Below are 21,902 nucleotides of genomic sequence, written 5' to 3' on the forward strand. Positions count from 1 at the left end.
TCATGCACTATCGCGTTTGAGTTCATCCAGCCATTGACCACCTTGGCGCACACTGGAGGCCTGCCAGATAAACTGCAACCGCTGCAAACCCAGGCGCCGTCGCAGCTGGTTTCTGATCAACTGGTGCAGGCCGCTCTGCGGGTGGGCTAGGGCCCAGTCGTGCAAGCGCCGGCGCCAGGTACTGCGGGGCTCAAGGCTGCCTTGGATCTCGTCAGCCAGGTGCTGCAACCTGGCCGGCGACAACAGCAAACCGGTGGGCGCCACCTCGCTGCGGTCACGCCGGGCAGAGCCGGGACTTTGCGCAAAAGCCAGGCCCTGGCCGCTGTTGAGCCATTGTTCGAACAGCACCGCAAGGCCACCTTGCCAGTGCGTGCCCTCCTCGCTCCATAACGCGGTTTCGCCGCTGGGCTGCCACCAACGATTCAGGCGTTGCAGCGCCTCCACCGGGCCGAGCAGCCGGGCGAAGCCAACTACCTCGCTTCCAGGCACTTGCTGATCGCTGATCAACACCTGCGGGGCGGCGCTGCTACCGACGACCATGAGCCAATGCTGCAACTGCTGACGGTCCGGGACATAGGCATGGCTGGGGCGCACCCGCCAGATTTGCCCGTGTAGCGCACTGGGTTGCAGGGTGTCAGACAGCGTCAACACCTGCCCGCCAATGGCCTGGGCCGCCAGGGCCAGCAGCAACAGATTGGGCTCGAAGGGCCCGCTCACCACCAACCGCGAATACTCGCCAAACCCGTGCTGGCGCAGCCCATCGGCCAGGCGCTCCACATCACGCAGGGCATCGATCCAGCGCCAGGCATACCACCGGCCATGCCGCTTGTGGCGCAACGCGCAGTGCAACGGGCGGACCTGGGCCCAGCGCTGCAATTGCTCCAGGGCCTCGGGCAGGCCCGCTACCCACTCGGCGGGCCATTTCACAGCCTGCGCTGGTCGTAGTTTATGCACGCTCATAGGGACTGCTCCTATCGTTGGAAGGCGCGTGCGGTGGTCCGTGCTCCGCGGTCTTGCGTTAAACAGCCAGGCAAGCGCCGTTGCAGGAGTCACGCCAAGATTGAAAACCCCTTGAATCCCTGCATCGCAATGGCCCCGTGAACACTCCACTGCCCCGTAAACCAGCAAACTGTTGATTGACTGTTGGCTGGCGAACAACGCCTGCACTTTCTCGATTGCGATGAAACTGTTAGCGCCATTAGTGGCTTTTTCCACATGCCGGGAACGCACACCATGGGCCACAACGCGCCCTTACCTGCTGATCCTGGAGCTCTTCATGCACCTCAAGCACCCCTTTATCTGGTCGGCCCTGGCCCTGACGATTGCCCTCGACAGCCATGCGGCCCAGCGCTCGTCGTTGCCCAGTGAACAAACCGTTGGCGTCATCGAGCAGGTGTTCGCTTTCCACGACGCCATGCCCACTGGCGTCAGCGTTGCCGAAAACGGGCGGATTTTTGTCAATTTTCCACGATGGGGCGATGCCGTGCCGTTTACCGTCGCGGAGCTGCGCGATGGCAAGGTCGTGCCTTATCCTGACCTGGCCATGAACCAGGCCAACCCGAACGACCCGGCCAAGGGTTTTATCAGCGTGCAAAGTGTGGTGGCCGATGGTCGCGGGCGTATCTGGATCCTGGATACTGCCGCCCCCGGCTTCGCATCGCCAACACCAGGCGGCGCCAAGCTGGTGGCCGTCGACCTGGCCAGCAATAAAGTGGTCAAGACCCTGGTCTTCCCGAAAAACGTGATGCTGCCCAGCACCTACGTCAACGACATGCGCTTTGACTTTCGGGTGGGGGACGAAGGCGTGATCTATATCACCGACTCCTCGCTCAGCGGTCCCGGGGCGATCATCGTCATGGACATTGCCAGCGGTACCGCCATCCGCCGCCTCAGTGGCGCCACCTCGACCTCCGTAGACCCGACCTTCGTACCCAAGGTCGAAGGCCAGGTCTTGCAGGTTCGCAACGCCGACGGCAGCACCCGGCCCTTTGCAGTAGCGTCCGATGGCATCGCCCTGTCGGCTGACGGCCAGACCTTGTACTTCTGCCCGCTGTCCAGCCGCCATCTGTACTCGGTACCGACCGCGCTCCTGCGTGATCCTTCGGTCAGCGAAACGCGGCTCGACATGGCAGTCCAGGACCTTGGCGAAAAAGGCGCCTCCGATGGGCTTGAGGCAGACGCTTCCGGAGCCCTCTATGCCGGCGACTATGAACACAACAGCGTGCGCAAACGCCTGGCGAATGGGCAGTGGCAGACCATCGTCCACGACCCGCGTGTGCTCTGGCCCGACACCCTGTCGATTGGCCCCGACGGCTATCTGTATTTCATGGCCAACCAGTTGCATCGCCAGGGCATTTTTCACGCAGGCAAGGATCTGCGCCAGAAACCCTACAGCCTGCTGCGGGTGAAGATTGACGCGGCGCCGGCACCCACGCACTAGGCAACGGACCAGCCCCCCTCACCGCTCATCATCGTGAAGGCACAACCATGGGTAAAACCACACCAAGGCGTCCGGGTAAAAAACTGCCCGTGACCCATCAAGACTTCGCCCGGGCCAACATCGCCAACGGCTCACGGCGTATACGGCTGGGCGTCACCGACCTGTCGTTCCACCGCGCTACTGCAGCGGTAGTCGCGCAGGTCATGCAACACATGGGGCTGACCGTGGAGCGCCAATATGCCCTGCACGAAGACAACTTCAAGCGACTGCGCGAAGGCACGATCGACATGATTGCCTCAGCCTGGATTCCTTTCAGCCACGGGATCTACAAGCAGACGATCGACGCGGTGACGCCTACCCGTGAACTGGGCCTGCATTACGAGCCCTATGCATTGTGGGGGGTGCCTGACTACGTGAACGAGCACGAAGTGGCCTCCATCGAGGACCTGCTCAAACCTCAAGTCCGCGCCCGGATGAACCCACTGATCCAGGGCATCGGGCCAGGCGCCGGGATTACCCGGTTCTCGCTGAAAATCATGGACGAGTACGGCTTGGGCCGCGCCGGGTACCTGTTCCGTACAGGCACCCAGGATGATTGCATTGACGCCTTTGAGGCCCTGTATCGCCAGCGGCGATGGGGCATCGTCCCGCTGTGGCATCCACTGTTCCTGCATCATCGCTATCACATCCGCGACCTCAAGGACCCCAAGGGTTTGCTCGGCAGCGTCGACCGCGCCGTGCTGCTGGCGCGCGAGGATCGCCTGGCGCTGCTGACGACCGCCGAGATCCAGGTGCTGGACAATATTCGCCTGTCGAACACCATCGTTGCCGAGCTCGACGATGCCTTCAATCGTGGCGAACAGTCGGCTGACGAAGCCGCGAGCGACTGGCTGGCAAGGCACCCTCAAACCTTGCGTGGCTGGTTGGCGCCGCTGGCCTGAACAGGCGCGTCTTTCGATGCACTTCACGCATTCTGAATTCGCCACGGGCGGGCTACAAGCCTTTGTCCACGGGGAATAACTTGGCGTTGCAGGCTTTCTGCAATGCCCTACCAATGAGGAATCCACCATGCTCTATCTAGTGTTCAGCGGCACCATCAAAGCCGGTAAACAGGCCGAGTTTTTCCGTGATGTAGCCGCCGTTTCGCAAAAGCTCACGCACCAGCATGACAAGGCCGTGGTTTATCAGTGGCACCAGGACGAAGAGAACCCCAACAAGTTTTTCCTCAATGAACAATGGCAAAGCGTCGAGGACCTGCACGCGCATTTTGAAACCCTCTACAAGGCCTTCGGCCCGGCCAAGCCTACCGAGCGCCTGCCGGCGAAGATCCTCGCCTACCTGGATGAGGCACAAGTGAATTTCTACCAGGCCATTGCCTGAAAGCAGCCCGGTCCACCCCCGCTTCAAGGGGGTGGACACCACAGCAACTCAATTCAAAACCTTCAGCTAACAGAGGGGATCTAATGATGGACATGCTCACGCTTTCCAAACGCCGATACACCGCCAAACTCTTCGATGCTTCACGCAAGATTCCCAAAACCACCCTGGAGCCCTTGCTGGAACAACTGCGCAACAGTCCCTCGTCGGTCAACTCGCAACCCTGGCACTTTGTGATCGCTGAAAGTGAGCACGCTAAGGCGCGCATTACCCACAGTGTGGAAGGTGCCTTTGGCTTCAACCAGGCAAAAATCCTCGACGCCTCCCATGTGCTGGTGCTGTGTACCCGTACCCAGATGTCCGAGGAGTACCTGCAGGCCTTGCTCAGTCAAGAGGCCAGCGATGGACGCTTTCACGACGCGCAAGCCAAGGCAGGCCAGGACCGAGGACGACGCAACTTTGTCAACCTGCATCGCTACGACCTCAAGGACGTCCAGCACTGGATGGAAAAACAAACGTATCTGGCCCTGGGTACCCTGTTACTGGGGGCTGCGGCACTGGACCTTGATGCAACACCCATGGAAGGTTTCGACAGCAAGGTGCTGGATACCGAACTGGGCCTGCGCGAACGCGGGTTTACCAGCACAGTCGTGGTGAGCCTGGGTTATCGCAGCAACGAAGACTTCAACGCGCGCCTGTCAAAGTCCCGGTTGCCTGCCCAGGTTCTGTTCGATTTTATCTGATCGCCGTGACAATCAGCGCGCTTGCGCGGGGCCCGGCAGCCCCGCGCAAAGTGCTAGGCGCCGTTGGTAAAAATGCCGAGCTGCCTGGCCATGAACAGCTCATTGCGCTCGACGATTTCCTCGACCACCTTGCCTTGGGCATTGAAGCGAAAATAGGTCAGCGCGCTCCAGGCCAAGTCCTTGCCGCTCACATCAAAGCCATGCCAGGTGTTCGAGCCCTTGGCGTGATGCATCAGCGCTACCACCACCACATCGCCGGCCACGACCTCTTTCTGGAAGGTGGTCACGATCGAGTCGTAGCGCTCGGTGACGTTCAGGCGCAAGGCCTGTTTGAAAGGTTCGACACCGATGATAGGCGCCGGGCAATCGGGGCGATGAACCACCACATCATCGGCAAAAAACTGCGCGACACGCTCAACATCCTTCCCATCGACGCAATACTTGAAGTACTTCTTCACTGTGTCCAGATTCTTGCTCATTTCGACTCCGATCAAGTTTTTCCCTGCACCCAACGGCTAGACTGCCTGGGGCGAAAAAAGGTTAACCGGCACCACACACCCGAAAAACTCTGTAGATGGAAAACACACTTGCGCGCAGCGGAGCAATGCTGATGGATCGCTGGACCGAATATGAGTTGTTTGTAAAGGTCGTGGAACTGGGCAGCGTGACCAAGGCCGCCGATGCCCTGGACCTGTCCAGTGCCGCCGCCAGCCGGCACCTGGCGGCCTTGGAGAATCGCCTGGGCGTGCGGCTGATAGAACGCAGTACCCGGCGCTTGTTCGTCACCGAAGTCGGCCAGGCGTTCTATACCCAGTCCAAGGCGGCCCTCACGGCGATGCAAGGTGCGACCGAAGCGGTCAGCGCAAGCAAAAACCATCCGGCCGGGGTGTTGCGCGTGACCGCTTCCTTGTCCCTGTGCCTGCAACACATCCTGCCGCTGGTGCCCAGGTTCAAGGCGCAATATCCGGATGTGCGCCTGGATATCGTGGCCGAGAACCGCTACCACGACATCATCGACGACAACATCGACGTCGCCCTGCGCACCCGTGACAGCGAGCCCGACTCCAGCCTGGTGATCCGCCGCCTGACCGACACCCGTCGCCTGCTGGCCGCAGCGCCAGACTACCTCGAGCGCTGCGGCCACCCGGAACACCCACAGGCCCTGGCTGACCACCCACTGTTGCTCTACACCTATGCCAGCGATCCCTACGAGCTGACTTTCCAGCGCAACGACCAGACCATCACCGTACCCGTCACTCCTGCGCTGGAGTCCAACGACGGTTATCTGTTGCGCTCCTTGGCGCTGCAGGGCCTGGGCATCCTCGCACAGCCTACCTACGTGATACACGACGATATCGTCGCCGGGCGCCTGGTGCCGGTCTTGTGCGACTGGCACCTGCCCCGCCTGGAAATCAACCTGGTCTATCCCTCACGACGCCACCTGCCGGCCAAGACCCGCGTGTTTATCGACTTTATCGTCAAGCATTTCCAGCACCTGGACTGAGCAATCAGTGCTGGATCACCGCCTTGAGCACCGTCTTGAAGGTCTCCAACTGCTCATCGCTGAATTGGCTGAAGACCTGGTCCTGCTGCTCGCGGGCGATGGTCCACAGCGACTCGGTTTCGTCGATGCCCTTGGGGGTGAGTTTGACCCGCTCCTGATCGTCGCGTACCAACGCCTTGCGCTTGAGGTTGTTCACCGCCTCTTCGATCTCGCGTGCCGGCATTGCCACTTCGCGCTGCAACTGGGCCAGGCTCAGGCCAGCGTCGTTCTCCAGCACCATCAGCATCCGCGCCTCACTGGTGCGCAGGCCGGTGCTCAGTTGGCGCGGTTGGTAGCTGGCCTGATAGGCCCGCAGCGCCTGGGTCATCAGGTAGTAAAGGTTATGGCTCAGGCGGCCCTGGAAATGACTGCTCGGTGCCTGGCCTTCCTCGCGCTTGGTCATGCGGGTGTGCGGCAGCACCATGGAGTAGGCGCCCTGGTGATACAGCAGTGGCGAGCGACCACAGTCGTCGAACGCGACCACTTTGCCAATCATGATCCAGTGGTCACCCCCGTCTACCTGCTGGAACTTCTCACACTCAAAGCGTGCCGAGCAGTCAGCCAGAATCGGCGCCCCGCCCTCGCCGGCCTGGTACTCGACTTCGGCAAAGCGATCCTCCTTGGGCCGGGCGAAGTTGTTGGACAAGTCGATCTGATCGGCGGCCAGCACGTTCACCGCAAAGTGGCTGGCCGTCTCGAACACTTCGTGGCTGGTCGAGCGTTTATCGATGCTCCACAGGATCAGCGGCGGGTCCAGGGACACCGAGTTGAAGCTGTTGGCGGTCACACCGACTTTGCGCCCGCTGGCATCAGCCGCCGTAACCACCGTGACACCGGTGGCGAAATTGCCCAGGGCGCGGCGAAACGCGCGGGTATCGAATGCGCTGCTTGGATTTTCAATAGACATGCAAGACTCCCGGGCAGGCCGATGGCCCTGCCCTGATTGTTCTTATAGGTAAAGAGTGGTCGGTCAGACCATTGCCGGGTCCGGCTCCAGGCCCATCAGTTCACGCCCCAGGATCTGTGCGCAAACGTCGTAGTCGGTATAGGCATGCGCCCCGGTGAGATGAGCGTCGCGGAACAGCCGTTGCAACTCGTTGGATTCAAACCAGGCGCCACCGCCTGCCGCCTCCATCAACCGGTCCACCGCCTGGATGCACATTTTGGTGGCGTAGCCCTGGTTGGTCCGCCAGAACGCCAGGGTGCCGCGACTGGGGTACTCGTGGCGTTCGCTGTGCTCGGCGATCTCCTCCCAGCTCTTTTCCAGCAACGCCCGGGCAGCGGCCACCTGGTGGGTAGACTCGGCCAGGCGCATCAGTGCAGGGGTCGCTGCGCCGACCGCCGCACCCGTGTAGGCACGCACACGGTTTTTGGTTTTTTCGCGGAACACCTCGAGCATGCGCTCGGCGATCCCCAGGCTGACGGTAGAGAAGCCGCTGGCAAAATACGGACGGTACGGGGCGAAGAAAATCCTGCTGTCGGGGTACAGGCCAAAGCCGGCCGACTGGCCTTCCATCATGTCCCTGGCCTTCTGGATACGGTGCTCGGGGACGAAGGCCTGGTCGACGATCAAGGTCTTGCTGCCGCTGCCACGCATGCCCACGGCAAACCAGTCGTCACGAATCGTGTAGTCACTGCGCGGCAGCACGGCGAAGCAATAATCCTGGGTGCCTTGGGCATTTTTGCGACGAAAGCCCATGATCGCCCACTCGGCATGGTCACACCCCGAACTCCAGCCCATCTCGCCGCTGAAGGTCACGCCACCTTGCACTTCTTCGGTACGACCGAACGGCGCGATACTGCTGCTGGCGGTTGCGTCGGGGTCTGTGCCCCAGACCTCGTCCTGCAACTTTGCCGCAAACATTGCCATCTGATGGCTGTGAGTACACAGCAGGCTCATCGCCCACGCGGTGCTCGCGCAAGCGCCGGCCAACAGGGCGATGCACTGGGCAAACTGCGGCAGTGAAATTTCCATGCCACCGTATTTTTTTGGCAAAAACGCGCGATGCATGCCGATCCCCTTGAGCAACGCGATGTTCTCAACAGGCACGCTCCGATCATGCTCGGCGGTGAAGGCATTGGCAGCAATGGTGGGCAAGACCGACTTGAGGTCTTCCAGCAGAGGATTTGGCTTTTTCATGGGTGCTCTCTTTATTATTGGATATCCCCATTCCTGGCCAGCCTGCACCCCGCTCACGGGACAGGAGGCTTAAAACAACCGGGAACGTTCGTAACGACGCGACCAGTATGTGGCGCTTGGTCGCAGCGCAAAATGCACGTTCCGGATGGAAGATTGTACTTTTCATGGCCGTCATGAAAGGTCACTGGATAAGCAGACACCTGTGAAATATGACAGTAGACGTTTAAGGCACACCAGCCTTAGCTTGGCATCGACAGTTACTTAAAAGATTGGGTGCTGAGATGAACCACAAACAACTTTATGAATTCAGAGATATGGACGGCGCTGGCAACCCTGAAGTTGTAATGTCTCGCTATGACGAAGGCAATTATAACTTGGATGCCCCCAATGCCCGCGTAGTGATCTATTCGAGTAATGACAACTGGAAGTACGACGCGGTTGGCGGGACCAATGATGCAGATGGCGACGGAAAACATGACGACGAGGATAGAAGCTATTACATAAATGCCGCCAACTTTGTAACGCAGATGGTCACATTGAGCCCATTCCATGAGGGCAAGCGACTGTTTGACCGTATCTTGATTGCCTTTGATGCCAGTAACGTAAAAGATGTCAACATCATGCACTTTAATAAAGGCAACCGAGACCTTACCCGGCCTGACTTTACCGTGACCGCGGCAAATCCAGATCAATATTGGAATTACCGCAGCATTATCGCCAAAAGTCGAAAAGATGCCGACGGCGATGGAGATATCGATCTGGACGATGATCTGATTTACCGCCGGCTAGCGACATCCTTCGCGTCAATGCGAAATTTGAAACCGTAGTTATTGTAGGAGCTGGCTTGCCGGCGAAAAAAACCAGGCACCGCATTCATCCTGGTGCCCAGTGATATCGTTGACGACCATCGCCGGCAAGCCAGCTCCTACAGCTTAGCGATAGCGCTCAAGCCAATGCGCGTACGGCGCCGGCAGGGTCCAGGAGGCCTTGTCCACCCCCAGTTCCTTGGCGGCAAAGTACGCCCAGTGTGGGTCGGCCAGGTGTGCACGGCCCACGGAGACCAGGTCCAGATGACCAGCCTGTAGCGCTCCTTCGGCCAACTGCGGCGTACCAAAACCCCACGCCGAGGTGACCGGCAGACCGGCTTCGCGGCGCACGCGCTCGGCGATTGGGCCCATGAACGCCGGGCCCCAGGGGATATTGGTGTCGGGGATGGTGAAGCCAACGCTGACGCTCAACAGATCCAGGCCGCCATCTTTGAAACGACGGGCCAATTGAATGGATTCTTCCAGGGTCTGTTCGTCGCGCCCGTCATATTCGATAACCCCGAAACGCGCGGTCAACGGCAGGTTTTCCGGCCAGACTGCGCGCACGGCCTCCAGGGTTTCCAGCATGAAGCGGCTGCGGTTGTCGAGGCTGCCGCCGTAGGCATCGGTGCGCTGGTTGGAGTGCTCGGAGAAGAAGCTCTGGCCCAGGTAACCGTGGGCGAAATGCAGTTCGATCCACTCAAAGCCAGCGTCACGGGCACGGCGTGCGGCATCGACGAAGTCTTGCTGTACCCGGGCGATGTCTTCCAGGGTCATGGCCTGGGGGACTTTCGGCAGGTTGGCACCAAACGCGATGGCCGAAGGTGCCAGGGTTTGCCAGCCACGGGCGTCGTCTGCGGGGATATGGTCGTCACCTTCCCATGGGCGGTTGGCGCTGGCCTTGCGCCCGGCGTGGGCGATCTGGATGCCGGGCACCGAGCCTGCCGCCTTGATCGCTTGCACCATGGGCACAAAGGCTTGGGCATGGGCATCGCTCCAGATCCCCGCGCAACCTGGAGTGATCCGACCTTCAGGGGCCACGGCGGTCGCCTCGACCACCACCAGGCCAGCGCCGCCCCGGGCCAAACCGGCAAGGTGGACGTGATGCCAGTCGTTGACCAGGCCGTCTTCGGCCATGTATTGGCACATTGGCGGAATGGCGATGCGATTGCGCAACGTAACGTCTTTGAGCGTGAAGGGTTCGAATAATGCAGCCATGAAAAACTCCTGAAACTAAAGTAACGTTTGATTCGATAGTTCGATCTTAATCGAACTATGGTAATCAATGCCAGCCCTGTTATCATTCGCTTCATGCGAGCCTTTAAACACCCCTCCCCCGAAGACCTGACCCTTGAACGCCTGCTCTACGCGTTGAGTGACCCTGTGCGCCTGGACATCGTGCGCTGCCTGGCCGGGGTGGAAGAAGCCAGTTGCGGCGAGCTGGACGGCGGGCGGCCGAAGTCCAGCATGTCTCACCACTTCCGGGTTTTGCGTGACGCCGGTCTGGTGCATACGCGCAGCGTGGGCACCACCCATATGAACTCGTTGCGGGCCGATGTGTTGGCTGAGCGATTTCCAGGGTTGCTTGAGAGCATCCTCTCCCAACAATAAAGCCCCGGTGTCAGTAGAAATACGCCAGGCGAAACTGCAGCGAATTGTCGATCTTCACCCCTTCGCGCACCGATGTGTCATGCATCAATTGCCCTAATACCTGTACTTGCTTGCCCAACATCGTGGCCACGGTAAAGCCCAGCGTGCCATTGCTGCGGCTGGTGGCCAGGGTTTGATGGTCCAGCGTCTCGCGTGCGCCCCAATTGTGGCGATAGGACACAGCCGCATATGTCTCGGGGGTGAAGTTGTAGCGCAGGTGGTTGTGCAGTTGCAGCAGCGGGTCCTTCTTGGCATCGGTGGCGCGCTGCTCGCCGTAGAACTCGGTCTCGGCAATCACATCCCAGGTGATTTTGTCGGTCAGCCCCTTGATGTAGCCCACCTGGAAATCCAGGGCCCAACGGTTGCTGCTCAGGGCAAATCCCTGGTTCTTGTCGCTGCCCGTGGGCGCGGTGACAAACGCCGACCAACCCAGGTGTTCGTTATTGGCCAGGTCCGCGATGGTCCACACCGTGCCGCCAAACGTGATGTCGCCCAACCCCGAGTTCTTGCTGTCGCTGGCGCCGATCTTCTGGTAGCCGAAGGGGATGACGATCTGCGGGTCCCAGGTCAGGCCGGTGTTGAAGAACTCGGTGAAGTGGATCATGCGCAACACGCCCACGGTCATGTCCAGGTCAAGGTTGTCGGCGACTTTCTTGCCGCCGGAGTAAACCTTGTCACCCCGCGGGTTCTGCTGGTACAGCACCACCACATCGGTGCCTTGGGGCAAGGCCGTGTAGTCGCCGGGGTCCGGCTTGACGTCGGCGTGGGCCAAGGGAACCAGGCTCAAGAGCAGGGTCAGGATGCTAAGTGTTTTCATGGCAAGTACCGTTATTGTTATTGGAGGCAACACTCGGCCATGGCGTCGCCTGGCACACATGAGATAAACGGGATCAGTGAGCGGCGCTGAGATCGGCCTGCAGATCCTGGGTACGCTTGACCAGGTATTGGCGCAGCAACTCCATGTCTTCGCGCTGCAAAATGTCGGAGAAGTTCGGCATGCCTTTATTGATCAACGCGCCGCTGACAAAGGCTGGAAATGCCGCATGCTTGTTGTCATCCAGGTAGCGCAGGTCTGGCACCACCCCGCCGCTGATCACGTTCAGGCCATGGCAGCCGGCGCACAGGCCGTTGAACATGTCACGGGCCTGGGCCAGTTGCGCCGGTGTCGCCGTGAGTACCTGGCGGGTAGTCGGCAGTACTGGCGCGGCCTTGGGCGGTGGCAGCTGGCCTGTGGCACCCAGTTTGAAGGCAATCACCCGCGACTCGGCCCGCACCTTGCCCTTGTTGGTCAGCGGGCCGGTCAGCAGCGGCAGGATCCCGCCCCAACCCACGGAAAACGCCACGTACTGCTCGCCGTTGACCGTATAGGTAACCGGCCCCGCCATCACGCCGGAGTTGGCCCGGTGCTCCCACAGTGGCTTGCCGGTATCGGCGCGGTAGGCCACCACCCGCCCATCGGCCGTGCCCTGGAACACCAGGTTGCCAGCCGTGGCGAGGGTGCCGCCGTTGCCGGCGCTGACGTAGGGTTGCTTCCAGGCAGCTTCTTGCTTGACCGGATCCCAGGCAATCAGCTCACCGCTCCAGGCATCACGGATCTGGTTGAGGGCTTTCGGGTCTTCCGGCAGGTCCGGCACATCCAGGCCAAAGTTGACCACCGATTTATTCGGCAAGAACTGCGGGGCCTTGGCCGCCTTCAATTCGGCCAGGGTGTACTGCGCCGGAATGTACACGTAGCCGGTCTTCGGGCTGTAGGACATGGGGTGCCAATTGTGCCCGCCGAGGAAACTCGGCTGCACCACCTTCGGCTCCTTGGAATAGTCCGCTGCGCCGGTAAGGATCGGCCGCCCGGTTTGCAGGTCGATGCCACTGGCCCAATTCACGGGCACGAAGTTCTTCGCCGACAGCAGTTTGCCGTTGGTGCGATCCAGGACATAGAAGAAGCCGTTTTTCGGCGCCTGCATGATCACCTTGCGCACGCTGCCCTCAATCTGGATATCGGCGAGGATCATGTGCTGGGTCGCGGTAAAGTCCCACTGGTCCTGCGGGGTGACCTGATAGTGCCAGACGTACTCGCCGGTATCCGGGCGCAGCGCCAGGATCGACGACACATACAGGTTGTCGCCCTTGCCATTGCTGCGAAACCGATAGTTCCACGGCGAGCCATTGCCAGTCCCCACGTAGAGCAGGTCCAGTTGCGGGTCGTAGGCCATCGAGTCCCAGACTGTGCCACCACCGCCCCACTTGACCCAACCGTCGCCATCCCAGGTGCTCATGGCCTTGGCCATCGCCGCATTTTCCGCTGGCAGCTTGGGGTCGCCCGGCACAGTGTAGAAGCGCCACACTTGCTTGCCGGTATCGGCGTCGTAGGCGGTGACGTAGCCGCGCACACCGAATTCGGCGCCGCCGTTGCCGATCAACACCTTGCCCTTGACGATGCGCGGCGCGCCGGTGATGGAGTAGCTTTTGCTGCGATCGATGATGGTGTCGACGCTCCACACCGGCTGGCCAGTGCCCGCATCCAGCGCAATCAGGCGCCCATCGAAACTGCCCACATAGACCTTGCCCTGCCACACTGCCACGCCGCGATTGACCGGGCCGCAGCAGCCTTGGCTGAGGTTTTCGGCGGGTACTTTCGGATCGTATTTCCACAGCAACTCGCCGGTGGCGGCATTGATTGCATAAACGATGCTGAAGGCCCCAGTGGTGTACATCACCCCGTCGACCACCAGCGGCGTGGCCTCGGTGCCGCTGTCGATATCCAGCTTGGTGGTCCAGGCCATGCCCAACTGCCCGACATTACCGGCATTCACGCGGTCCAACGGGCTGTAGCGTTGCTCATCGTAGGTGCGGCCGTGGCTCATCCAGTTACCAGGCTCACGGTCGGCGGCGATGATGCGCGGCCCATCTACCTGGGCCGGGCCGGCCAGGGCCAGGGTGGCGAACGCGGTCGCCAGCAAAGGCATGCCTAGGCGCAGGCTGCGTATTTTCATTGTTATTGTTCTCCAACATTAATCGGATCTGGCCACTCTATTAGAGGGCCTGCCACGCCCGCCCACTTGACTGAGGCTGCCAAAGCCCTTGGCATTCCCTGCCAAGGCGCTGCCTATGCCGGCTGCTGCCGAAAGTCCCGGGGCGCATGTTGGAAATGCCGCTTGAACGCCCGACTGAAATGCGCGGCGTCGACAAACCCCCACTTGAAGGCGATCTGGGTGATCGACTCATGCCGCAAATCGCGGGCGCGCAGGTCCTGTGCCACCCGCTCCAGGCGGCGTTGCTGGATGTAGCGCGCAATACTTTCATGGCGCTGCTCGAACAACCGGTAAAGCTGGCGCACCGAGACATTCAGGTGCCGCGCCAGGTATTCGGGGCCAAGGTCGGTCTCTTGCAGGGAGGCTTCCACCAGGCGCGTGGCCAGGCCATAAATATCGTTATGGCCCACACAGGCAAAGCCCGGCTGGCCCTCGGCGCGCTCGTCCAGGCCGGCAGCCGCCAGGCCGATCAAGGCCTGCTCTACGGCCGAGCCATCGTTCTCGCCGCCATAACCTTCACTCAGTTGCGCGTCCTCCAGGGAGCGCACCAGTGCACGAATCGTATGGGTGGCGACGCTATTTCGCGCCAGCTTGCCAAACAGCCGCTGCTGGCCGAATTGCCGGGCGACCTCGGCGCGCGACAGATGCACCGAGGTATTTTGCACCAGCCCCTGGGGCTCGATCTCGAAGGCCTGGGCCGAGTCCACCAGGGCGATATCGTCCGGCCCCAGATCGATTACCCGGTGCTGCTGGCGGATGCGCTGATGGCCGCTGCCCTGCAGGATCAGAAAACAGTGGCGGTCATCGTCCCCATCGCCGTGGGTGTGCTGGCGGCTGATCAGCCCGGCATTGGTGCGGATATGTGCCAACTCCAGGCCACACACGTCCTGGCCGTGGACGCTGCCAATGAACAGACTGTGTCGATCTGAACGTGCGGTGCTGAAATTGCCGCATACCGCACGCAAGTCACGATTCCAGTTGGCGAACTCAACGCAAGGGTTCAACAAGGCAGGCATACCCCCTCCCACAGACCGTTTATAGTTATATTGTTAACATATTATCTATATGCGGTCAGTGCAAGCAGGGCAAGGGGCTGCTAGTCAGTGCGGCCGGTGATCAACGCACTGATTGCCTGGGCGTTCACCGGCACGCTGAGGTAAAAACCCTGCGCCTCATCGCACTGCACATCCTTCAGTGCCTTGAGCTGGTCGATGGTTTCCACGCCTTCGGCGGTCACCGTCAGCGAGAGCGCGCGGCCCAGGCCGACAATCGCCTGGATGATCGATTGATCGCCACCGCTGGCGGTCAGGCCACCAACAAAGCTGCGGTCGATCTTCAGCCCGTCGAAGGGGAATGAACGCAGATAACTCAACGACGAATAGCCGGTGCCAAAGTCGTCCATCAGTAGGCGCACACCCAGGGCCTTGAGGCCTTGCATGGTGCTCAAGGCGACCTTTTCGTCGTTGAGCATCACACTTTCGGTCAACTCCAACTCCAGTCGCGCCGGGTTCAAGCCCGTCTCCACCAGCACCGCCTTGACCCGCGCCACCAAGTGCCCGCGCTGGAACTCGGTGGAGGACAGGTTGACCGAGATCATCACATCGTCAGGCCAGCTAGCGGCCGCCTGGCAGGCCGCGTGCAGCACCCAGTTGCTCAATGGCAGGATCAGCCCGGTTTCTTCGGCGATAGGAATAAACACATCAGGGCCCAGCAGCCCGCGCCGCGGATGCTGCCAGCGCACCAAGGCCTCGGCGCCGGCCAGGCGCTTGCCTTCGATACGGTAGCGCGGCTGGAAATCCAGGCGCAGTTCGCCGTTCTTGATCGCATGGCGCAGATCGGCTTCCAGCTGGCGCCGCTCGATAATGCGTGCGTTCATGTCGCCCGCATAAAAACGCCAGGTATTGCGCCCGCTTTCCTTGGCTTCGTAGAGCGCGATATCGGCGTAGCGCAGCAGCTCTTCGGCCAGGGTCGCATCCGCCGGCGCCATGGCAATGCCGATGCTGGCGCTGATAAACACTTCATGCTCGGTGATATGAAACGGTAGCTCGATACAGTCGATCAGGCGCCGGCAGAGGCCTTCCACCTCCAACTGCGAACTCATGCCCGCCACCACCAACATAAATTCATCGCCCCCAATGCGCGCCACCAGGTCGTCACCGCGCAGGCAGCCCTGCAAGCGCCGGGACACCTGGTTAAGCACCTCATCGCCAGCGGCGTGGCCCAGCAGGTCATTGACCGGCTTGAAGCGGTCAAGGTCGATACTGAGCATCACCAACGGCCTTTCCAGGGTCGGCACCGCCTTGAGCTTGCCCTCGAGAAATTCCTGCATGCGCGTACGGTTGGCCAGGCCCGTCAAGGCATCGTGTTGCGACAGGTACTCGATACGCCGCCGGGCCTCGACCTCTTCGGTGATGTCACTGGCGGTGCCCCGATAGCCCTGGCCGGGGATCTCGCGCACCGACAACCGGCAGATACGCGGCTCGCCTTCACCCGACAGGTAGTTGCACTGCACGATAGCATTCGGGCGATGGGCGTGGTCCTTGAACCAGCTGGACAACAGGCCCTGATCCGAGGTCAGCAGCTCATCCGCCGCCGTCCCCAGGCAGTTGGCCCCTTTGAGGCCGGTGATCACGTCGAAACGCTCCGACAGGTAGGTAAACCGCAAGTGGGTATCCACTTCCCAGATCCAGTCGGAGGCCGCTTCGGCCACATCGCGAAAGCGCTCCTCGCTGACCACCAGCGCCGCGCGACTGGCTTGCAGGGTGGCGTAGTTACTGTCCATGATCCGCGCGGCGGCGGTGCTGCGGCGCTGGATAACCCAGGCCATCAGGGCGAAGATCAGGCCGGCGACCGTGACCAGCGGCACGACCAGCACCAGCAACTGGTGCCCCGGGTCGTCCGAGGTCCATTGCACAACGCCGGCGTTGTCCCGCAGGCTCAGGCTCGGTGCGCCCGCCGCTACCCTGCCAGCCGGGGCAACCTGCAGACCTTGCACACCAAAGTCCTGGCCCAATGCGGCCAAGCGTTGCGGCGCGAGCTTGGCAATGAAGATCAACACAGAGGCCGGGCCGCTATCGGCCTTCACGCTCGGATCAGTGCCCGGCGTCAGCGCTGCGGCGGCCAACACCGCAGGTGTCCCGTCGGCCTGTACCAGCCGGGTCACCGACTGGCTGTTGGCGGCAGCCTGCCGGGCCTGGGCCAGCAGGGGCTCGATGGGTATGTGCAGCCAATCCTGCACGGCAACGGTCTGCAACTGGCCGTCAACCACCGAGTACACCGTGCGCCCGGCTGGATCGACAACAAACACCCCCTCGAAACCCAGGTCGGCAAACAGCGTCGAACCCAGGTTTTGCCGCCCAAACGCCCAATCCACATCCACCTGCTGATGCAGGTGTGTGTAGGCGTCCCCCCAAAACGCGTAGTCCTTGACCGTAGAGGCGGCGATGCGCTCAACCGACAGCAAGGCGTTTTCGATATCGATCCGGCTGTGCTCGCTGGCATCCTGATTCAGATGATCGGCAATGGACACCAGCAGCACCCCGACCAACAAAAACATGGCCAGTAGCAGCAGTGAACAGGCGAGCAGATAAGCCCGTGCGGTAGAGAGATTGGAAACCTTGCCTTCCAGCGACGACTTGGGGCCAACGTTGAGCTTTTCCATAGCGCTCCAGGCGCCAGGGCGCCCTAACAACCCGCACCGAAAACCACACGACGCACACGCAGGTGCGCGACTGCCTGCCCATAGACGATAGACAACTTTTGCGCTTCGAACAGCCCGAAAACCGCCCTATGCGCAATGCACCACATAACGCACGGCAAACCCGCCCAGACGCTGATCCAATTGCTCGCGCTGGATCGCGCTAAGGTTTGGTACATGAATATCCACGCGCTGCCCGTGGCGCTCGTCACTGTGGGCTTCCACCCGGCTTGCCGCCGCGACCTGCCACACCTCATCTTCGAACACCCGCCGGATCGCATCCAGGCGCAAAGCGGGCTTGAAGGTCTTGCCCACGGCGGTCAGCGGAATCTGCTCCACCAACCAGATGTTCTTGGGTACCGCCGCACGTTCATGAATGTGCTGTGTGGCGTGCTCCAGTAACTGGGCCTCGCTAGCGTGCTCGCCGGCCTTGAGCTGCACGTACACCACCGGCAGTTCCCCGGCCCTGATATCCGGCTTGCCGACTGCGGCGGCCAGCGCTACGCACGGATGGCGATGCAGCGCCTCTTCGATCATCTGCGGGTCGATATTATGGCCACCGCGAATAATCAAATCCTTGCTGCGACCGGTCAGCCAGATATAGCCATCGGCATCGATGCGCCCCAGGTCGCCGGTATTGAACCAGTCACCATCCAGCCAGATACCTGTGTTCTTGTCCGCTTGCAGATAGCCCTTGAACACCGTCGGGCCGCGCAGGCACAGGGTCCCCGGCTCATCGGTCGCGGCGTCACGCCAATAATTGCCGGCGCTGTCGAGCACCACGATCTTGACCTGGCAATACGGCAGGCGCAGGCCAATGGAACCGGGCCGGCGCTCGCCCTCATAAGGGTTGCAGGCTGTGGCGCAGGTGCCTTCGGTCAAGCCATAACCTTCGATGATGCGCAGCCCCGTGCGGGCTTCGAACTGGCGGATCAGTTCCACCGGCATTGGCGCTGCACCGCAGAGCGCAAAGCGCAGGCTGGAAACATCGATACCGTCATTTGGGATCTGCAGCAGTGCCGCATAAATGGTGGGCACCCCACTGAAACTGCTGACCCGGTAGCGCTCCACCAGCTTCCAGAAGTCCTTGATCAAGGCCGGGTTACGGTAACCCTGGGGCCCGGCCAGCAACACCTGGGCTCCGTAATGGAACGCGGCGAGACCGGTGACCATCACCCCATTGACGTGAAACAGCGGTAACCCGCATAGCAGCACGTCGCCCGGTACATAGCGCCCATGCAAGCCAATGATCTTGGCCATCGCCACTTCGTTGAAGTGGCTGTGGGGGGCCAGTTTCGGGGTGCCAGTGGTGCCGCCTGTGTGAAAGTAGGAGGCGATGTCGTCCGGCTGGATAACCCGCCCGCTTTCCAGGTGATCGGCCGGGGCGGCGGCTAGCAGTTCATCGAAGTCCAGGACGCCTGCGGGCATCGGTGGCCGCTGGGCTCTTACAGCGCTGCGTTGCGGCTCCGGCAACAGGTTGGCGAGGTCGACCGTCACAATCGTGGGCATCTGTGGCAAAAAGTCTGCCAGGGCCGCCACTTTCTGCCATAGGTCGGTACCGGGGAACGGTGCCAGTGTGACCAGCACCGAGGTATTGGAAGCACGGATCAGCTCTGCAATGTGCTCAGGCTCAAGCAACGGGTTGATCGCATTGACGATCCCCGCCGCCTCTGCACCCCAAATCACAAAGTGCGTCTGGGGCAGGTTAGGCAGCAGGAAAGATACCGCCTGGCCCGGGCGCAAGCCCAGACGATGCAAGGCGTTGGCGGTTTGTGTGACCTTGGCAAAAAGCTCGGCATAGCTGATGCGCCAGGGCTGATCCTCGATGCTGCCCGTCGGTAGAAAACACAAGGCTGGCAGATCGGCAAAGCGTTCGGCGGCACGCTGCAACAACTCATAGGTACTGCCAGGCAAGTCGCGCTCGGCCAACGGGTATTGTTGCTCGAAGGCTTGGATGTCGCTCAACCGGGCAAGGGAAACAGGACTGTTCATGGGTTTAATGTTCTTCCGTGTTTTTTACAAAGGGCGCCAGGGTCGTGTGCTGGCACTGCTCGGTGAAACGCAGCAGACCCGGATCCAGCAACCCCTTCTGCTCACTGCAAAGTTGCGCTGCCAAATCCAAGGCCCCAGCGTAGACCACGGTTTTGCACAACTCCAGTGGGTCGGCCTCGACATGCACGCCCAACTGCACCAGGCGCTCTACCGCCTGGGCTACGTGGGGATGTAGCCAAAGGTCGGCTTGAGTCCCGGCAAAACGGCGCCTACTGGACTAACGGTTTACCCAGCACCTTGCTGAAGCTTTGCGCAGCCGGTTGCAGCCACCGCGCCTGCACCAGCAACGGGGTCACAGCGGCCCCCGGTTCAATCTGCCCGTCCACCTGCACGCGCTGTGAGTCGACTTGGATCTTGAAATGGTGCTCGGCCGCCAGTTGCAGGTCCGCCAGCAACCGCAGGCCATCCCTGCACTGCAACTCGATCCGGGTATTGCCCAGCTTGACCAGCCACGGGCTCAACAGCGCCAGGTCGTGCCCCAGCAACTCACCGTCGGTGTTACGGCAACCCGCTCCGGCGCCATTGACCTGCAATCGCCCGTCCCAACGCCCGTCCAGCACGAACATCGGTGCCGGCAAGGCGCTGACCGCACGCGGGGCCAGTTGCGCCTGCCAGCTCCACGGCCAGCCATGGATCGACAGCTCCCAGATGCGTTGCGCAAAGCCCAGGTTCACCTGCGCCGCCCACGGACGGATCTTCCAGTCCACCGGCGCCAGGGCACCGACGCGCGCTGCGCGGCCAGTCCACACGCTGCCCACCACGCCGCTGGGCTGCCAGCCGGTCGGCCAGGGCAGCTGGCGGGCAACGAAGGCGGCCGGCAGCTCCAGCAGCACGGTCAGGCTGAACACCACAATCGCCCATAGGATCACCGCACGACTCATGGCCGCGCCGCCACTTCCAGGCTGAAGGCATAACCCTGGCCGCCACCCTGCTCCAGGCTCCACTGCACGGGTCGCCCACCCTGCTCCTGCACCGTCCGCAGCAGCAGTTGCAGGGCCTGGGGCCCCGGCAGCTCGCCTTGCAATTGCCAGCGATCGCCTTGCTGTTCAACGCGGGTCAGCACCCATTGGCGCGACACCGCCAGGGCCTGCCACTGTTCGTTGGAAAACGCCGCCGGCGGTACCAGTGCGCCGGCCTGTTGCGCCAACGCCTGCCACTGGCGTGCATCCTGCCAGGCCGCCAGCAGCGGCCGGGTCAACAGCACCAGCAGCAACAGCACGACGGTCGACCAGCCAGCCAACAGGCCATAGCGGCGCTTGGGCGGCAGTTGGTTGAAGTGGGCCAGGTACTCCAGCATCCGGGCTTTCATGGTTGTTCTCCCAGATCAAAACTCAGGTGCAATTGACCGGCGACACGTTGCGCCTCGTCAGTCCATTGCGCGCCGGCAGCCTGGGCCATGGCCTGCCATTCGCCGGGCAGCGGCCGGGGGCCATTGCCGCGCAAGGCCAGGCGCCAACGGCTGCCGTCAAACTCGATGCGCGACACCGACCAGCCTGGCTGCTGTTGCAGCCAGCCGGAGAGCGCCTGCTCCAGGGCGACGATCTGTTGCTGGCGCACCTGCCAGTCGCTCGCCTCGCCCTGCACTCGCGCCAGCGCCACGCGCGCCTGTTGCGGGTTGTTGGCAGGCCCGGCCAGCGCCCGGACCTGGGCTTTCCAAACATCAACCTGACGCAGGCTCTGCACCAGATACACCGCGCCCCAACACGCCGCCAACGCCACGCAAGCCAGCAGCAAGCGGCGCTGTACGCCGCTCATCAGTGGCGCTCGAGTCACCCGTGTGCGCGGCCCCCGCGTGCCTTCCAGCACACTGGGCAACTGCTCCAGGCGCGCCAGGCGTGACGGCCAGTCGCCCTCTTGGGTCTCGCCAGGCAGGTCGCGCCAGGCCTGGGGCAGGCGCTCACCCAATACCGGCGGCCACACCAACCATTGCCGGGAATGCGCCTTGAGGTAGCGCACCGATTCGCGCCGCCACTCCACTACCTGCCCTGGCTCTGCTGGCGGCAACAACTGCAAATCCGCCCAGCCATGGGTGATGTGCAGCCCCAGCGCAGCACACTCGGCCAGCCATTGCTGGACCTGCTCGCGATGCATCACCAACAACTCCAACTGCCCGGCCTCGCGGGACAGGCAACTGACCAGCAACGCTTCGGCGGGCTGCTGCGCATATTCTTCAAACAATTGCGGCCATTCGTGACGCTTGAGCCCCGGCGGCGCCGGCAGGCAGAAATGGCTGCAATCGAGCGCTGGAATAATCAAGGCGCCCGGCAGTTGCAACAGCGCGGACGGTGGCGGCCAGGTGCCGCTTGCGCAAGCCTGTTGCGCGCTGTAGTGCAACCACTGCCAGCGGCCCTCGGCGGTGGCCGGCGGGCGCACCAGCAACCATTCCCGTGGCTTGGCCCGCAGACGCTCAAACATGCCTGCGCTC

The 21,902-nt window shown here is 61.9% G+C and carries 21 protein-coding genes; 8 read left to right on the forward strand and 13 right to left on the reverse strand.

Going from position 1 to position 21,902, the window contains the following annotated elements:
• On the reverse strand, positions 1 to 960 hold the full coding sequence (locus ACSSVH_RS14355) for an AMP-binding protein (RefSeq protein WP_170057203.1): 960 nt from the start codon (positions 958 to 960) through the stop codon (positions 1 to 3).
• Positions 961 to 1,276: 316 nt separating this feature from the next.
• Here ACSSVH_RS14355 and ACSSVH_RS14360 point away from each other — a divergent pair, with 316 nt between their 5' ends.
• From ACSSVH_RS14360 to nfsB, 4 genes are all read left to right on the forward strand, one after another.
• Positions 1,277 to 2,440 carry an L-dopachrome tautomerase-related protein gene (locus ACSSVH_RS14360; RefSeq protein ID WP_492633353.1) on the forward strand — a complete coding sequence of 388 codons (1,164 nt, stop codon included), beginning with the start codon at positions 1,277 to 1,279 and terminating at the stop codon, positions 2,438 to 2,440.
• A gap of 47 nt (positions 2,441 to 2,487) precedes the next feature.
• The gene (locus tag ACSSVH_RS14365; RefSeq protein ID WP_492633354.1) at positions 2,488 to 3,381 is read left to right on the forward strand and encodes a glycine betaine ABC transporter substrate-binding protein; all 894 of its coding nucleotides are present in this window, start codon (positions 2,488 to 2,490) and stop codon (positions 3,379 to 3,381) included.
• Positions 3,382 to 3,508: 127 nt separating this feature from the next.
• Positions 3,509 to 3,820, forward strand: a complete 312-nt coding sequence (locus ACSSVH_RS14370; RefSeq protein WP_169953036.1) for a putative quinol monooxygenase — start codon at positions 3,509 to 3,511, stop codon at positions 3,818 to 3,820.
• Between the two features lie 86 nt (positions 3,821 to 3,906).
• Positions 3,907 to 4,560, forward strand: coding sequence for an oxygen-insensitive NAD(P)H nitroreductase (gene nfsB / locus ACSSVH_RS14375; protein ID WP_492633355.1), 654 nt, complete (start codon positions 3,907 to 3,909; stop codon positions 4,558 to 4,560).
• A gap of 53 nt (positions 4,561 to 4,613) precedes the next feature.
• Here nfsB and ACSSVH_RS14380 read toward each other — a convergent pair whose 3' ends face one another.
• Positions 4,614 to 5,039, reverse strand: a complete 426-nt coding sequence (locus ACSSVH_RS14380; protein ID WP_169953031.1) for an ester cyclase — start codon at positions 5,037 to 5,039, stop codon at positions 4,614 to 4,616.
• Positions 5,040 to 5,170: 131 nt separating this feature from the next.
• On the opposite strand from ACSSVH_RS14380, the gene ACSSVH_RS14385 reads away from it, so the two are divergent.
• On the forward strand, positions 5,171 to 6,064 hold the full coding sequence (locus ACSSVH_RS14385) for a LysR family transcriptional regulator (RefSeq protein WP_169953029.1): 894 nt from the start codon (positions 5,171 to 5,173) through the stop codon (positions 6,062 to 6,064).
• A 4-nt stretch (positions 6,065 to 6,068) separates the two neighbouring features.
• Here the strand turns inward: ACSSVH_RS14385 and ACSSVH_RS14390 are convergent, their stop codons facing one another.
• Together ACSSVH_RS14390 and ACSSVH_RS14395 are read right to left on the reverse strand one after the other, a co-directional pair.
• Positions 6,069 to 7,010: a p-hydroxyphenylacetate 3-hydroxylase reductase component gene (locus ACSSVH_RS14390; protein ID WP_492633356.1), complete on the reverse strand. Its 942-nt coding sequence runs from the start codon at positions 7,008 to 7,010 to the stop codon at positions 6,069 to 6,071.
• A 63-nt stretch (positions 7,011 to 7,073) separates the two neighbouring features.
• A complete protein-coding gene (locus tag ACSSVH_RS14395; protein WP_492633357.1) occupies positions 7,074 to 8,243 on the reverse strand; it encodes a p-hydroxyphenylacetate 3-hydroxylase oxygenase component in 1,170 nt (389 codons plus the stop codon).
• 281 nt (positions 8,244 to 8,524) lie between these two features.
• Here ACSSVH_RS14395 and ACSSVH_RS14400 point away from each other — a divergent pair, with 281 nt between their 5' ends.
• The gene (locus tag ACSSVH_RS14400) at positions 8,525 to 9,070 is read left to right on the forward strand and encodes a hypothetical protein (protein WP_492633358.1); all 546 of its coding nucleotides are present in this window, start codon (positions 8,525 to 8,527) and stop codon (positions 9,068 to 9,070) included.
• Between the two features lie 105 nt (positions 9,071 to 9,175).
• Here ACSSVH_RS14400 and ACSSVH_RS14405 read toward each other — a convergent pair whose 3' ends face one another.
• A complete protein-coding gene (locus ACSSVH_RS14405) occupies positions 9,176 to 10,267 on the reverse strand; it encodes an NADH:flavin oxidoreductase/NADH oxidase (protein WP_492633359.1) in 1,092 nt (363 codons plus the stop codon).
• A gap of 57 nt (positions 10,268 to 10,324) precedes the next feature.
• Between ACSSVH_RS14405 and ACSSVH_RS14410 the strand changes: the two genes are divergently transcribed.
• Positions 10,325 to 10,660: an ArsR/SmtB family transcription factor gene (locus ACSSVH_RS14410; RefSeq protein WP_169953015.1), complete on the forward strand. Its 336-nt coding sequence runs from the start codon at positions 10,325 to 10,327 to the stop codon at positions 10,658 to 10,660.
• A 10-nt stretch (positions 10,661 to 10,670) separates the two neighbouring features.
• Here the strand turns inward: ACSSVH_RS14410 and ACSSVH_RS14415 are convergent, their stop codons facing one another.
• The 5 genes from ACSSVH_RS14415 to ACSSVH_RS14435 form a co-directional block, all read right to left on the reverse strand.
• Positions 10,671 to 11,516: a transporter gene (locus tag ACSSVH_RS14415; RefSeq protein WP_492633360.1), complete on the reverse strand. Its 846-nt coding sequence runs from the start codon at positions 11,514 to 11,516 to the stop codon at positions 10,671 to 10,673.
• Between the two features lie 73 nt (positions 11,517 to 11,589).
• The gene (locus tag ACSSVH_RS14420) at positions 11,590 to 13,689 is read right to left on the reverse strand and encodes a PQQ-dependent dehydrogenase, methanol/ethanol family (RefSeq protein ID WP_492633361.1); all 2,100 of its coding nucleotides are present in this window, start codon (positions 13,687 to 13,689) and stop codon (positions 11,590 to 11,592) included.
• 113 nt (positions 13,690 to 13,802) lie between these two features.
• On the reverse strand, positions 13,803 to 14,744 hold the full coding sequence (gene feaR / locus ACSSVH_RS14425; RefSeq protein ID WP_169953010.1) for a transcriptional regulator FeaR: 942 nt from the start codon (positions 14,742 to 14,744) through the stop codon (positions 13,803 to 13,805).
• Between the two features lie 80 nt (positions 14,745 to 14,824).
• Positions 14,825 to 17,389: a bifunctional diguanylate cyclase/phosphodiesterase gene (locus ACSSVH_RS14430; protein ID WP_492633362.1), complete on the reverse strand. Its 2,565-nt coding sequence runs from the start codon at positions 17,387 to 17,389 to the stop codon at positions 14,825 to 14,827.
• Between the two features lie 126 nt (positions 17,390 to 17,515).
• Positions 17,516 to 19,417, reverse strand: coding sequence for an acyl-CoA synthetase (locus ACSSVH_RS14435; protein ID WP_492633363.1), 1,902 nt, complete (start codon positions 19,415 to 19,417; stop codon positions 17,516 to 17,518).
• Here ACSSVH_RS14435 and ACSSVH_RS14440 point away from each other — a divergent pair.
• Positions 19,416 to 19,652, forward strand: a complete 237-nt coding sequence (locus ACSSVH_RS14440; RefSeq protein ID WP_492633364.1) for a hypothetical protein — start codon at positions 19,416 to 19,418, stop codon at positions 19,650 to 19,652. The two genes, ACSSVH_RS14435 and ACSSVH_RS14440, sit on opposite strands and share 2 nt — an antisense overlap.
• Before the next feature lie 34 nt (positions 19,653 to 19,686).
• Here the strand turns inward: ACSSVH_RS14440 and gspN are convergent, their stop codons facing one another.
• From gspN to ACSSVH_RS14455, 3 genes are read right to left on the reverse strand one after another with little or no spacing between them, the layout of a single operon-like run.
• Positions 19,687 to 20,358, reverse strand: coding sequence for a type II secretion system protein N (gene gspN, locus ACSSVH_RS14445; RefSeq protein ID WP_492633365.1), 672 nt, complete (start codon positions 20,356 to 20,358; stop codon positions 19,687 to 19,689).
• A complete protein-coding gene (gene gspM / locus ACSSVH_RS14450; RefSeq protein WP_172311623.1) occupies positions 20,355 to 20,786 on the reverse strand; it encodes a type II secretion system protein GspM in 432 nt (143 codons plus the stop codon). Before gspM ends, gspN begins: the two co-directional genes overlap by 4 nt.
• The gene (locus tag ACSSVH_RS14455) at positions 20,783 to 21,892 is read right to left on the reverse strand and encodes a type II secretion system protein GspL (protein ID WP_492633366.1); all 1,110 of its coding nucleotides are present in this window, start codon (positions 21,890 to 21,892) and stop codon (positions 20,783 to 20,785) included. Before ACSSVH_RS14455 ends, gspM begins: the two co-directional genes overlap by 4 nt.
• Positions 21,893 to 21,902 lie beyond the last annotated feature (10 nt).

It is taken from the genome of Pseudomonas sp. HC1(2025) (assembly GCF_058742075.1).